Source organism: Pseudomonas sp. 11/12A (assembly GCF_000800055.1).
GTDB lineage: Bacteria > Pseudomonadota > Gammaproteobacteria > Pseudomonadales > Pseudomonadaceae > Aquipseudomonas > Aquipseudomonas mohnii.
This window is the reverse complement of the sequence record NZ_JUGV01000001.1, coordinates 830383-843882: the sequence shown is the minus strand read 5'-3', so window position 1 is coordinate 843882 and position 13500 is coordinate 830383. Positions and strand designations below refer to the sequence as shown.

Sequence of the window (13500 nt, the reverse complement as noted above, 5' to 3'; positions counted from 1 at the left end):
TGCGCCCCGTGGCGAATCAAAACACCAGTTTGTAACCGATCAGCACCAGCATCGTCGCCAGGCAAGGGCGCAGCACTTCATCGGAGATGCGGCCGGTTAGATGGCTGCCCAGGTAAATCCCCGGCAGCGAACCGACCAGCAAGTAACCCAGTACATGCCAGTCCATGTTGCCCATGCTCGCATGGCCAAGACCGGCGACCAGGGTCAGTGGCACGGCGTGAGCGATTTCCGTGCCGACCAGGCGGCGGGTCGGCAGCAGCGGATAGAGAATGAACAGCGCCACGGTGCCCAGCGCGCCAGCGCCGATGGAGGTCAGCGCGACCATGGTGCCGAGCACCAGACCGGTAACGACCGTCAGGACATTCAACCGCGTACCGCTGGGGTTGTAGTTGCCGCCGGCACGCTTGTGGGCGAAATCGAGCAGGCGCTTCTTGAACAGGATCGCCAGCGCCGTGGCGAACAGGACAAAACCCAACGCCTGCTTGATGATGGCGTTCATCGCCTCGGGGGCGCTGTGCAAACTGCTGAGGAACCACAGGGTCAACGCCACTGCTGGCACACTGCCCAGCGTCAACCAGCCGGTGATGGCCCAGTCAATGTTGTCGTTCTTTTTATGAACCAGCACGCCACTGGATTTGGTGATGGCCGCGTACAGCAAATCGGTGCCCACCGCCGTTGCCGGGTTGATGCCGAACCACAGCAGGATCGGTGTCATCAACGACCCGCCGCCCACGCCCGTCATGCCGACGATGAAGCCGACCACCAGCCCGGCTACGACCAACCCGATATTCACTAAATCCATCGATACGTCCACAAAGACTGCAGGGAAAATCTGGCCCGCAGCATAGCGATTTTTCTTATAACCACTTATATCGATGCGATCTATCTTTATTCCCTACATGCACTATCACCCTTGTTGGAAAGTCACCGCCGTTCTATTGCACCGGCAGGAAATTCAGGAACAACAGGCTCTGGGCGTAGTTGAGGCCGATGCGCCGGTAGCGCTCGTCCAGCATCTGCGTCAGCAAATCCAGGCGCGCGACTATTTTGCCGAACTCCACGGCAAAACTCAGGTTGCTGCCCTCCTCCGAGATTTCGTTGGAAAACAGCATGGGTTCGCCGTTTTTGTTTTGCCGCTGACTCAGGATCCAGGTCGCAATCTCGATGTTGCGTGCAGCGTTGCTGACGAACGTCGGGTTGATCGCGTCCGTCATGTAGAACTCCAGGCGATTGCCGTGGGCGGTGACCAGCATGCTGCCGATGGCATAGATGAACGCACCGACCCGGTCGCCAAGGAACTCCGGACTCATGGCAAACCGTAGCGCCGCGAGGTCCTTTTTACCGCCAAGCGTTGGCAGCGGCTGCTGCTGCTCGATCGCCAAGCGTACTTGCTTGCCGGCGCTGCGCGCGTCAAGGAAGCCGGATTTTTTCAGCTCGTCGGGGTTGCGCAGGTACAGCTTGCTCATCAGCAGATAGAGGCTGTCGAGGTTGTCGCGCATGGTCAGGGTGGCCATGCGGTCGACACTGGTTTGCAGAAATTCCTGGGGTTTGCCTTCGCGCAATTGAGTCAAGAGGTCGTTACCATCCTGATGGCTGCATCCGGTGACGAGGAACGTCGACAGGCCTAGCAGCATCAGGCAACGGCGGCGGATTGAGGGGGTACTGAAAGGTAACGCTCGAGCCATGGGTTCTTGAACTTGGGCATGGGCCGGCAGAGGGGATCGCCGCAGGCTGCCCAAAAGTAGAGCGGTTGATTTCAGAAAAGTGCAGTCATGCCGTCACCAATCGATCACCGGCAAGTTGCGATCTTTTGATCTAAGCGCGGAACCCGAAAGCTATGCTGAGTGCCAATAGCAATATGGCTTGGGTGTTTACAGGAGATTTGCATGCGTACTCTCGAATTGGCCGGCGTCAGCGTACCGGTCATCGGCCAGGGCACCTGGCACATGGGCGAGGACCACTCCCGGCACAACGAAGAGGTCGCGGCGTTGCGCCTGGGGATCGAGTCGGGCATGACCCTGATCGACACCGCCGAAATGTACGCCGAGGGTGGCGCCGAGGAAGTGGTGGGCGAAGCCATCGCCGGCCGGCGCGACGAGGTGTTTCTGGTCAGCAAGGTCTACCCGCACAACGCCAGCCGCCAAGGCATTCCCCAGGCCTGCGAACGCAGTCTGCGGCGCCTGAACACCGACCATATCGATCTGTACCTGCTGCATTGGCGCGGCCAGTACCCTCTGGAGGAAACGGTCGAGGCCTTCGAGCGACTGCGCGCGGCAGGCAAGATCGGTCGCTGGGGCGTGTCCAACTTCGACGTCGATGATTTGCAGGAACTGGCCGCGCCGGCCTGCGCCACCAATCAAGTGCTCTATAACCTGGAAGAGCGCGGCATAGAATTTGATTTACTGCCCTGGTGTCAGCAGCGCAGGATGCCGGTCATGGCCTACTGCCCCATTGGCCAGGGCGGGAACATGCTGGGCAACGCCACGCTCCGGCAAGTGGCCGCCCGTCACGATGCCACGCCTGCCCAGGTGGCGCTGGCATGGCTTTTGCGCCAGGACGGGGTGATTGCCATCCCCAAGGCGGTACGGCCCGAGCATGTGCAACTCAACGCACGCGCGGCGCAGTTAGTGCTTGAACCTGGGGATCTGAAGGCGCTGGACCAAGCGTTTCGTGCGCCACAACGCAAACAGCGGTTGGCCATGGTCTGAGCCATCGCAGTCTGTCAGAGGACTTGCGCATGAGAAGCACCGATCGGCTGGACACCTTTAACCTGCAGCGCTTCATTCAGGCGCAGGACCCGGTGTTCGACCGGGCTCAGGCCGAATTGAAGGCCGGCCGCAAGCGTAGCCACTGGATGTGGTTCATCTTTCCGCAGTTTGCCGGGCTGGGTGGCAGCGACATGTCCAAACGCTTCGCGATCGGTTCGCGCGAAGAAGCCCGAGCCTATCTCGAGCACCCATTGCTGGGCGCGCGGCTGCGCACGTGCACCCAAGAGGTGCTGAACATCCAGCAGCGCTCGGTGAGGGACATCTTCGGCCATCCCGATGACCTGAAATTTCATTCGTCGATGACGCTGTTCGCCCAGGTCGCACCTGATGACAGCCTGTTCCATCAAGCCCTGAATCAATACTTCCACGGCATTCTGGATGACTGGACGTTGTCGCTGATGGACTCAAAACAGGCCCAGTTGCCCACCAATCAGGGTTGAAAAATCGTCGTCGACGAACGGAAGGATCGCGTCGGCCACAGGCTGCAATTGCTTGCTGACGTAATGCTCGTAATCGATGGGCGCGCTGCGGATCTCCAGTGGTTCAGGGCCGGCGACGGTGATTACGTAACTGATCCAGCCACCGTTCTGGTACTGGCGGGGACGCCCCTGCCGGTCGTTGTAGTCATCGGCGATACGCGCTGCCCGTACATGGGGCGGCACGTTGCGTTGATAATCATCGAGGGTTCGGCGCAGGCGCTTGCGGTAGATCAAGCGCTCGTCGAACGCTCCGGCCAGGGTCTTGCGCACATAGTCGCGCACGTAATCCTGATAGGGTTTGCGATTGAAGATGCGCAGGTACAGCTCCTGCTGGAACTGGCGGGCCAGCGGCGACCAATCAGTGCGCACGGTTTCCAGTCCTTTGTAGACCATCTCGTCCGTGCCATCGGCGCGCGTCACCAACCCCGCATAACGCTTCTTGCTGCCCTCCTCCGCTCCGCGAATGGTCGGCATCAGAAAACGTTTGTAGTGGGTTTCGAACTGCAGTTCGAGCGCGCTTTCCAGGCCATATGCCTGCCGCACATGCTCGCGCCACCACTGGTTGACGTGCTTCACCAGCGCTTCGCCGATCTGTGCCGCTTCCTGTTGGCCGTGGGCGCGGCGCAGCCAGACGAAAGTGGAATCGGTATCGCCATAAATCACCGTATGACCCTGGTCTTCGATCAACTGACGGGTGCGCAGCATGATCTCGTGCCCGCGCAGGGTGATGGACGACGCCAGGCGTGTATCGAAAAACCGGCAACCACTGGAGCCGAGCACACCGTAGAAGGCGTTCATGATGATCTTCAGTGCCTGGGACAGCGGCGCGTTGTGCTCGCGCTTGGCGGTTTCCCGGCCTTCGGCGACCCGGGCCACGATGGCGGGCAGGCAATGCCGGGTTCTGGAAAAACGTGCCCCCCGGAAACCTGGCACCGACTCGCTGTCCTCGGGATGCTTGAGCCCTTCGATCAAGCCCACCGGGTCGATGAGGAACGTGCGGATGATCGATGGGTAAAGGCTTTTGTAGTCGAACACCAGCACCGACTCGTACAGGCCCGGTTGCGAGTCCATGACAAACCCGCCGGGGCTGGCTTGCGGCGGGCGCCCACCGAGGTTTGGCGCGACGAAGCCCTGGCGGTGCATCAACGGCATGTAGAGGTGGGTGAACGCCGCCACTGAGCCGCCCATGCGATCCACCGGCAACCCGGTGACGCTGGCCCGTTCCAGCAAAAAGGTCAGCAGTTGGGTGTGGGCGAAAATTCGGGTGACCAGTTCGCAGTCCTTGAGGTTGTACCTGGCCAGCGCCGGTTTGTCCTCGGCGAACATGCGATTGATTTCGTCCATGCGCTGGTACGGATTGTCGATCGACTTGCCTTCGCCCAGCAGGGTTTGCGCGACGTTTTCCAGGCTGAACGACGGAAAACTCCAGGTCGCCGAACGCAGCGCCTCGATGCCGTCGATGATCAGCCGGCCGGCAGCGGAGGCAAAATAATGGTTGCCGTTGCCGTGTTCGCGCCACTGCATCTCTTCGCCACCACGCCCCAGCTTCAGCGGCACGCCCAGTTGCCTGGCGTGTTTATGCAACACCCGCAGATCGAACTGCACGACGTTCCAGCCAATGATCGCGTCGGGATCGTGCCGGGCGAACCAGTCGTTGAGCTTTTTCAGCAACAGGGTGCGCGAGTCGCAGTATTCGAGCTGGAAATCCACCTCGCTGTCATCGCCATTGGGTGGGCCGAGCATGTACACCTGCCGCTCGCCGCAGCCCTCCAGGGCGATGGAGTACAACTCGCCCTGGGCGGTGGTTTCGATGTCCAGGGACACCAGCTTGAGGCTTGGCCGATAGTGCGGATCGGGTTTCATCTGTGCGTCGAGCAACAGGCCCTCGGCATCCGGCGTACCGCCAAAGCGCACAGGGGCGGTGATGAACCGCTCCATCATGTAGCGTTCCGGCGGGCGTACGTCAGCTTCATACACTTCGACCCCGGCCCTGCGCAGGGCCGTTTCCAGGCGCATCAATTGTCCGTGCTGCGAGCAATACAGCCCCAGCACCGGACGGTGCTCGAAATCCCGCAAGGCCAATTCCCGCAGTTCGACATTTTTTTCGTCGTTCAGCAGTGCCTCGGCCTGCTCGCGCTGGCTGGCCGGAATAAACGCCACCGATGGCTGATGAGGCAGGCGAATGCGCCGGGGACCGTTGTCGGTCGCCAGCCAGAACTCGACTTGCGTACCGGTCGGTGTATCGCGCCAATGCCGGGTCAGGACAAAGCCCTGCGGTAAATCCACCACTGAAAACCTCAACATTGATTCAGGTTGGTGATTCTACGCCACCATGAACCTGTGGGAGTGAGCTTGCTCGCGCCGGCGGCCTGACATTCAACATGGATGTCGACTGATTTGACCTCATCGCGGGCAAGCCCGCTCCCACGGGTATTTTGCCGGGCAGGAATCCGGGGATTACCGAAGAAAAACCAGCGAATGACGTTTTTTGCCGTTTATCTGCCGCTTTCTCTCTTGCCCTGCGCGCCGGCGTCTACGATTCTTCAATAACAACGACAACACCCGAGAAACCGCCATGAAAACCGTCGCGCAACTACTCAAGTTGAAAGATCAGAAGAATCAGGAAGTGCACCAGATCAAACCTGGTCATATGGTGCTGGAAGCGCTGATGAAGATGGCAGAGAAAAACGTCGGCGCCTTGCTGGTGGTGGAGAATGACGAAGTGCTGGGCATCATCAGTGAGCGTGACTACGCACGTAAACTGGTGCTGCACGGGCGTTCTTCGGTGGGTACGCCGGTACGCGACATCATGGTTTCACCGGTAATTACCGTGGACACCCATCAAACCGTCGATACCTGCCTGGGCATCATGTCCGACAAACGCCTGCGCCACTTGCCGGTGGTGGAGGACGGCAAATTGATCGGCTTGCTGTCGATTGGCGACCTGGTCAAGGAGGCCATCGCGGAACAGGCGGAACTGATTCGTCAGCTGGAACAGTACATTCGCGGGGAATAACTCAAACACACCACCCATCCCCTGTGGGAGCGAGCTTGCTCGCTCCCGCTCTTGTTTTCCAGTGCTCAGGCCGGCCAATGCCGGGCGAACACCGGCGCCAGCGTCGGGTGTCGGTCGATGCGTTCCAGCCAGGCGTAAAACCCCGGTCGGGCAGCGCGCAAATGTTCGCGGCTGCCTGACCATCGGCTGATCACCGCCGCCAGCACATCCAGTGCTCCCGGCGTCTCGTCTCCCAGATACAGCTCGCCGGAAAACTGATCGGCAAACACCTCCCAACTCCAATGCAACCGTGCACGGGCGCCCGCTATCAGGTTTTGCCGAGACGATTCATCTGCCTCGGCCAACCAGCGTTCGGGGTAGTCGATGATACCGATGGCCGTATAGCAATTGCTGACGATGTACGCCAGACCACGGATGGCCTGATCACGATCAGCCGGGTTGTCCGGCAGCAGATTCGACTCGGGAAACGTCAGCCCGAGGTGAATCAGGATCGCCGCGCTTTCGGTGAGGACGCTGCCGTCGGGCAATTGCAGGGTCGGAATCTGCTTGAGCGGGTTGAGCTTCTCCAACGCCAAAGCGGCCTGCGAAGACGACTCGACGTCGATGAAGCGATAAGGGATCTCACACAGTTCCAGTGCCGCCTCTATGGCGGCTGCGCCCGAATTCTGATGACCGTAGAGCTGATACATAAACACCTCCTTGCGACGCTATCCAGTGTAGAAGCCGCCCTTGACCGCGCTGGAGCCATCCGACGACTGCATCATCACGCCCGCCAGGGGTATGCCGCTGGCCCTATCAATCCCGTCGATGTTCACCATCATGCCAATGAAGTTCTCATAAAAATTGTGCGGCGTAACATCTGCTCCATACCCACCCAATAAGACCCGGAGCACACCACCATGAAACGCCAGACTCTTCTCAGCATCGCTTTCTCGGTTTTTGCAGTGAACGCTTTCGCCGCTACCTCTGCTCAACCTGTCGTCGCCGAAGGCGGCTCGGATCGCTTGATTGAAAGTCGCGTGGCGGAAGGTGGCTCCGATCGCCTGATCCAGAATCGGGTGGCCGCTGATGGCTCCGACCGCCTGCAAGGCAACACCGTCGCCGCCGATGGCTCGGACCGCCTGCAAGGCAACACCGTTGCTGCCGATGGCTCGGATCGCCTGCAAGGCAACACCGTCGCTGCCGATGGCTCGGACCGCCTGCAAGGCAACACCGTTGCTGCCGATGGCTCGGATCGCCTGCAAGGCAACACCGTCGCTGCCGATGGCTCGGATCGCCTGCAAGGCAACACCGTCGCTGCCGATGGTTCCGATCGTCTGAACAGCAACCACATCGCTTGAATGAATGGCTTTACCGCAGTCCTCGACAAAAAAACCGGCCTGATCAGTCGGTTTTTTTATGCCTGGGATCATGCGTAAAACCGCCTGCGATCGTTTTGCTCTTCAACCCGCCCGCGCCATACAGCGTTGATAACGCTCATCAACCCGCTTGGCAAACCAGGCCGTGGTCAGTTTGCGAGTGATTTTCGGGCTCTGCAGGACAATTCCCGGCAACACTTGCCGAGGCAATGACCGGCCTTCGGCCCGTTCGGCCAGCGCGAAGACCCGCTGATACAACGAGCTGTTCTCGAACGCCAGGCTCTTGCCCTCTTCCAGTTGATCCCTGATCGTCGTGTTGCGCATGCCCAGTTGCTTGCCGAGGCTGCGCACGGCCACTTCGGTGCTGCCGGGCATGATCGAACCGTAATTGACCAAATCGCCATCCAGCGCCAGCGCAATGCCCGAGGCACGGCTCACGGCGTTCTGGAACGCGGCATTGCGACTGGCATACCAACCGGCGTTGAAATCGGCGAAGCGATAGAGCGGTTGCGGGTAGTTCACCGGGTATCCGAGCAAATGGGCGATACCGAAATACATGCCGCCGCGCCGAGTGAAGACTTCATGGCGGATCGACCCGTCCACCGGGTAGGGATAGGCCTTGGCGTGCTGCTCGGCAAATTCAATGCTGACCTGCATCGGCCCGCCGGTGTGTACCGGGTTGAGGCCGCCAAACAGACTTTTCCCCATGGGCACCATGCCAATGAAGTCATCGAAAATCGCGCTCAGTTCCTTTTCGCTACGCGCCGCATTGAGGCGCTCGCTGTAACTTTTGCCATTGGGCGAGCGTACCTGCAGCGCCGCACTGACCAACAGGCCGGGGATGTGGGCCTTGGCCGCTCGGCGATCGATCTCGTCGCGAGCGATTTTGCCCAGGCCAGGCACGCTCGGGTCTGCCTGAAAGGTCGACTCTTGCTCAGTGACAGCCAACACCGAGCACAGGTTTTGCGTGGTCGTCTCGATGTTCTGCGCGGCAAACGCAGCCTGGATGTCCGTGGCCCAACCCTGGCGGTCGCCGGTTTTGGCCGGCAACAGTCGCATGATGTCGGCCTTGACCTCGGCGGGTGTACGCGCCGGCGCCTGCTGCGTGCGTTGACTGCCGCAACCGGCCAGCACCAGCAATGCGACGATGCTCATGATCAATCGATGGGCTTGCATGCTGCTCCAGAAAATCCGTTATGCCGGGCTAACCATACGATCAATGGCCTGTCTGAGGCTATGACCTTGAGCAGTGGCCTTCTCCGTTGGGCAGCCAGCCTGGCCGCCCGCCACGGCTGGACCATACTTGATCCACGCCGCGAGGAGGACAGGCTCATGCACCGAAGCGATGTGTTGATCATCGGCGCCGGCCCGACCGGGCTGGTACTGGCACTCTGGCTAAGCACACTGGGCGTCCGCGTGCGGATCGTCGACAAGACATCAGCGCCCGGCACCACATCGCGGGCGCTGGCGGTGCAGGCACGTACGCTGGAGCTGTACCGCCAACTCGACCTCAGTGCCAGTGTCGTGCAGAAGGGCCATTGCGTGGAGGCCGCCAATTTCTGGGTCAAGGGTGAACCCGTGGCACGCTTGCCGCTGACCCATATCGGCGAGGGCCTGACGCCTTACGCCTTCCTCGAAATATTCCCCCAGGACGAACACGAACGGCTGCTGATCAAACGCCTCGAATCCTTTGGCATCACGGTGGAGCGCGACACCGAGCTTGAGGCTTTCGAGGAAACCGTTGACGGCATCAACGCCACGTTGCGTCTGCCCGATGGTCAACAGGAAACCTGCCAGGCCTGTTACCTGGCCGGTTGCGACGGTGCCCGTTCAGTCGTGCGCAAGGTCCTGGACACCGGATTTCCCGGCGGGACCTACCAGCAGATTTTCTATGTGGCCGATGTGCAGGCCAGCGGCCCGACGTTCAACGGCGAACTGCACGTGGACCTCGATGAGGCGGACTTTCTCGCGGTGTTCCCACTGGCAGGAAGCGGTCGCGCACGCCTGATCGGCACCGTTCGCGATGAGCGTGCCGAGCGCGCTGAAACGCTGCGATTCGAAGACGTCAGCAGCCGGGCCATCGAGCACCTGAAGGTGCAGATCGAACAGGTGAACTGGTTCTCGACCTACCGCGTGCATCATCGGGTGGCCGATCACTTCCGCACCGGACGCGCGTTCTTGTTGGGCGACGCCGCCCATGTGCACAGCCCCGCCGGTGGCCAGGGCATGAACACCGGGATTGGCGATGCCATCAACCTGGCCTGGAAACTCGCCGCCGTATTGAGCGGCGGCGCCGAGGCCAAACTGCTTGATACTTACGAAACCGAGCGCATTGCGTTCGCCCGAAAACTGGTGGCGACCACCGACCGGGTGTTCAGCTTCGTCACCGCTGAAGGCCCCATGGCCGACCTGCTGCGCACACGCCTGGCGCCCTTACTGATTCCGAAAATGGCCTCGTTCGAGAGATCCCGTGAATTCCTGTTTCGCACGGTGTCGCAGATCACCTTGAACTACCGCGGCATGCCTTTGAGCACAGGCGTCGCCGGGCATGTCCATGGTGGCGACCGCCTGCCCTGGGCACACGACGGCGAAGGGGACAATTTCGAACCGCTCAAATGCCCGAACTGGCAGGTGCATGTGTATGGCGACACCAGCGACGAAATGATCGCCTGGTGCATCGAGCATCATTTGCCGCTGCATGTGTTCGACTGGCGGCCGGCGTTTGAAACGGCAGGCCTGGGGCGTAACGGGTTTTACCTGTTACGGCCGGATACCTATGTGGCGATTGCCGAAACCTGCTCGGATCCCAAGGTGATCGAGCGGTACTTCCGGGATCACGGGATCCGGCCGTTCATTGGTTGAACCCGAAACACTCCCGGCTCCTGCGGGGCCGGGTGAGTTTCAGATCCCGGCCAATGCCAGGTCCATCGCGAAATACGTGAAGATCAGATCGGCCCCCGCCCGCTTGATCGCACCAAGACTCTCGCGCACCACGCGGTCTTCATCAATCGCCCCGGCTTGCGCGCCGAACTTGATCATCGCGTACTCGCCGCTCACCTGATACGCCGACAACGGCAAACGCGAAACCTCACGAATATCGCGAATGATGTCCAGGTACGCACCGGCCGGCTTGACCATCAGCGCATCGGCGCCTTCCTGCTCGTCGAGCAACGATTCGCGCACCGCTTCACGGCGATTCATCGGGTTCATTTGATAGCTTTTACGGTCGCCCTTGAGTGCGCTGCCACCGGCTTCGCGGAACGGTCCGTACAGCGCCGAGGCGAATTTGGTCGAATAGGCCATGATCGCCGTCTGACTGAAACCGGCCTCGTCGAGTGCCCGGCGAATGGCCTGGACCTGACCGTCCATCGCTGCCGACGGTGCAATCACATCGGCACCGGCACGGGCCGCCGCCACGGCTTGTTTGCCGAGGTTGATCAGGGTCTGGTCGTTATCGACTTCGTGATTGTGCAGAACACCGCAGTGGCCGTGGTCGGTGTACTCACAGAAACAGGTGTCGGACATGACGATCATTTCCGGCACGGCATCCTTGGCGATGCGTGACATGCGCGACACCAGACCGTCGTCGCGCCAGGTGTCGCTGCCGCTGCTGTCCAGGTGATGTGACACGCCAAAGGTCATCACCGACTTGATCCCGGCCCGGGCATAACGCTCGATCTCGCCGGCCAGTTTCGATTCGGGAATGCGCATCACACCGGGCATGCTTTTGATCGGTACAAAGTCATCGATCTCTTCTTCGACGAAAATCGGCAGCACCAGGTCGTTGAGGCTGAATTCGGTTTCCTGGAACAGACTGCGCAGGCTCGCATTGCGGCGCAGACGGCGTGGGCGAGCTTCGGGGAACTGACTGGACATGGGCATTCCTGGAAATCGGAGGGCAAGACGAAAGTCGTAAGGGGGCAAAGCTTATGCCCTGCGGGTGCCGGGCACAAACACCCAACGCTCAAGATTGCGTTACTGCAATGGCAATAATCCTTTAACAAACACCAACCCCCTGTGGGAGCGAGCTTGCTCGCGAGGGCGTCGCGCCAGTCAATACATATGTTGACTGATACTCCGCCATCGCGAGCAGGCTCGCTCCTACAGGGGTTGTGCGGTGAATCAGTTCGAAACGGGCTTGGGAATTTCCAGCCCGCGCTTGACCGCCGGCCGCGCCAGGAATTTTTCCAGCACGCGGGTGACGTTGGGGAAGTTCTGGATGCCGACCAGATCGCCAGCCTCATAGAAACCGATCAGGTTGCGCACCCAGGGAAAGGTCGCGATATCGGCAATGGTGTAGCGCTCGCCCATGATCCAGTCACGCCCTTCAAGGCGTTTGTCGAGGACGCCGAGCAGGCGTTTGCTTTCTTCGACATAGCGGTCACGGGGACGCTTGTCTTCGTAGTCCTTGCCGGCGAATTTATTGAAGAAGCCGAGTTGGCCGAACATCGGCCCGATGCCGCCCATCTGGAACATCAGCCACTGAATGGTCTCGTAGCGCGTAGCCCCTTCCCGGGCCAGCAACTGTCCACTCTTGTCAGCCAGATAAATCAGGATCGCGCCTGACTCGAATAACGGCAACGGCTGGCCGTCGGGGCCGTGAGGATCGAGGATGGCCGGGATCTTGTTGTTTGGGTTCAACGACAGGAACTGCGGCGACATTTGATCGTTGGTGTCGAACCCGACGCGGTGCGGCTCATAAGGCAAGCCGATCTCTTCGAGCATGATCGAAACCTTGACGCCGTTGGGGGTCGGCAAGGAGTACAGCTGAATCCACTCCGGGTACTGTGCGGGCCATTTTTGGGTGATGGGAAACGCAGACAAATCGATCATGGGAAGGATCCACGAGAAAATTGAAAGTAGTGATATTAATGCAGGCGTTGCGCTGTCGTTATCAATATCACTGATGTTGAAGATCAAGGGATTGCAGCCCTCGTCAGCCCCATAACCTGTACCGTATCCATAATTCAGCAACATCCTGTCGATAACCTTCGCTCCTGTCCGCTCCTGGTTGCCGGTAGATTGCTGCGCACTCCGCCGGAATCGAACCAAATGGGCATCAGCGGACTCTGAGCACCGCCCTTGTTGAAACGGACCGGCTCAACGACATGGAAAACACCCGACGCAGGAAATTCGTGGTGTAGAGGTTTGTCAGCCTTAACCGAATGTGCTGAAGAATCCTTTATTCCATGAAGAACTTTCTGAAACTCTGCCATCGCTTCAAACACCGCGCGTATCTATTCCTGCCCGCCCTGCTGGCGACCAGCGCGTTGTTTCTATCCCTGGAGTCTCGCGAAAGCCGTGCCCAACCGGCAGATGGCACCCAGACGCTGGTGTTCCTGCGTCATGCGGAAAAACCTGCCGGGGGCCTGGGCCAGCTCAATTGCCAGGGCTTGAACCGTGCGATCGATCTGGCCACCTTGCTTCCGGAAAAGTTCGGCAAGGCCAACTACGTGTTTGCCGCCAACCCGACGCGCAATGTCGAGGAAGGCGAACTGAACAATTCCTACAGCTACATCCGCCCATTGATGACCATCAGTCCCAGCGCGATCAAGCTCGGCTTGCCGGTCAACATCAATTTCTCGGCCAATGACACCAGCGACCTGGCCGATGAACTGCTTCAGAACAAGTATCACAACTCGGTCATCTACACCGCGTGGTCCCACGGCTACCTGCCGGAGTTGATCAACAAGGTCGCCGGGGAAGCGGTCGGCAAGAAACAGAAGATCACCGAAGATTGGGAGTCCAGCGACTATGACTCGCTCTTTGTGCTGACCCTGACCTGGCATAACGGCAAGGCCAGCCTGCAAAGCCACAGCTACAAGCAAGGGCTGGATAACGGGCCGCAGACCTGCCCGACCTGAGTTGAGCAGGGCCTG

At 60.1% G+C, this 13500-nt stretch carries 13 protein-coding genes; 6 read left to right on the top strand and 7 right to left on the bottom strand.

Annotated elements, in window-relative coordinates:
- Positions 1-16: 16 nt before the first annotated feature.
- Complete coding sequence (locus GQ39_RS03965; RefSeq protein ID WP_047527475.1) at positions 17-802, bottom strand: sulfite exporter TauE/SafE family protein; 786 nt, start codon at positions 800-802, stop codon at positions 17-19.
- A gap of 133 nt (positions 803-935) precedes the next feature.
- Positions 936-1685: a hypothetical protein gene (locus GQ39_RS03960; RefSeq protein ID WP_047527473.1), complete on the bottom strand. Its 750-nt coding sequence runs from the start codon at positions 1683-1685 to the stop codon at positions 936-938.
- A 201-nt stretch (positions 1686-1886) separates the two neighbouring features.
- On the opposite strand from GQ39_RS03960, the gene GQ39_RS03955 reads away from it, so the two are divergent.
- Complete coding sequence (locus tag GQ39_RS03955) at positions 1887-2708, top strand: aldo/keto reductase (RefSeq protein ID WP_047527472.1); 822 nt, start codon at positions 1887-1889, stop codon at positions 2706-2708.
- A 29-nt stretch (positions 2709-2737) separates the two neighbouring features.
- Entirely contained in the window at positions 2738-3208 is a 471-nt protein-coding gene (locus GQ39_RS03950; protein WP_047527471.1) for a DUF1810 domain-containing protein, read from the top strand.
- Here the strand turns inward: GQ39_RS03950 and GQ39_RS03945 are convergent.
- Positions 3173-5533, bottom strand: a complete 2361-nt coding sequence (locus tag GQ39_RS03945) for a DNA polymerase II (RefSeq protein ID WP_161793921.1) — start codon at positions 5531-5533, stop codon at positions 3173-3175. The two genes, GQ39_RS03950 and GQ39_RS03945, sit on opposite strands and share 36 nt — an antisense overlap.
- 289 nt (positions 5534-5822) lie before the next feature.
- On the opposite strand from GQ39_RS03945, the gene GQ39_RS03940 reads away from it, so the two are divergent.
- The gene (locus tag GQ39_RS03940) at positions 5823-6263 is read left to right on the top strand and encodes a CBS domain-containing protein (protein WP_047527469.1); all 441 of its coding nucleotides are present in this window, start codon (positions 5823-5825) and stop codon (positions 6261-6263) included.
- Positions 6264-6328: 65 nt separating this feature from the next.
- Here the strand turns inward: GQ39_RS03940 and GQ39_RS03935 are convergent, their stop codons facing one another.
- Positions 6329-6952 carry a glutathione S-transferase N-terminal domain-containing protein gene (locus tag GQ39_RS03935; RefSeq protein WP_047527467.1) on the bottom strand — a complete coding sequence of 208 codons (624 nt, stop codon included), beginning with the start codon at positions 6950-6952 and terminating at the stop codon, positions 6329-6331.
- 210 nt (positions 6953-7162) lie between these two features.
- On the opposite strand from GQ39_RS03935, the gene GQ39_RS03930 reads away from it, so the two are divergent.
- Complete coding sequence (locus GQ39_RS03930) at positions 7163-7603, top strand: hypothetical protein (RefSeq protein ID WP_047527466.1); 441 nt, start codon at positions 7163-7165, stop codon at positions 7601-7603.
- Between the two features lie 102 nt (positions 7604-7705).
- Here GQ39_RS03930 and GQ39_RS03925 read toward each other — a convergent pair whose 3' ends face one another.
- A complete protein-coding gene (locus tag GQ39_RS03925; protein ID WP_047527465.1) occupies positions 7706-8797 on the bottom strand; it encodes a DUF1615 domain-containing protein in 1092 nt (363 codons plus the stop codon).
- A 156-nt stretch (positions 8798-8953) separates the two neighbouring features.
- On the opposite strand from GQ39_RS03925, the gene GQ39_RS03920 reads away from it, so the two are divergent.
- A complete protein-coding gene (locus tag GQ39_RS03920; protein ID WP_047527464.1) occupies positions 8954-10483 on the top strand; it encodes an FAD-dependent oxidoreductase in 1530 nt (509 codons plus the stop codon).
- Positions 10484-10522: 39 nt separating this feature from the next.
- Here the strand turns inward: GQ39_RS03920 and hemB are convergent, their stop codons facing one another.
- The gene (hemB, locus tag GQ39_RS03915) at positions 10523-11497 is read right to left on the bottom strand and encodes a porphobilinogen synthase (protein ID WP_047527463.1); all 975 of its coding nucleotides are present in this window, start codon (positions 11495-11497) and stop codon (positions 10523-10525) included.
- Between the two features lie 246 nt (positions 11498-11743).
- Positions 11744-12454: a glutathione binding-like protein gene (locus tag GQ39_RS03910; RefSeq protein ID WP_047527462.1), complete on the bottom strand. Its 711-nt coding sequence runs from the start codon at positions 12452-12454 to the stop codon at positions 11744-11746.
- Positions 12455-12810: 356 nt separating this feature from the next.
- On the opposite strand from GQ39_RS03910, the gene GQ39_RS03905 reads away from it, so the two are divergent.
- Positions 12811-13485 carry a hypothetical protein gene (locus tag GQ39_RS03905; RefSeq protein ID WP_047527461.1) on the top strand — a complete coding sequence of 225 codons (675 nt, stop codon included), beginning with the start codon at positions 12811-12813 and terminating at the stop codon, positions 13483-13485.
- Positions 13486-13500 lie beyond the last annotated feature (15 nt).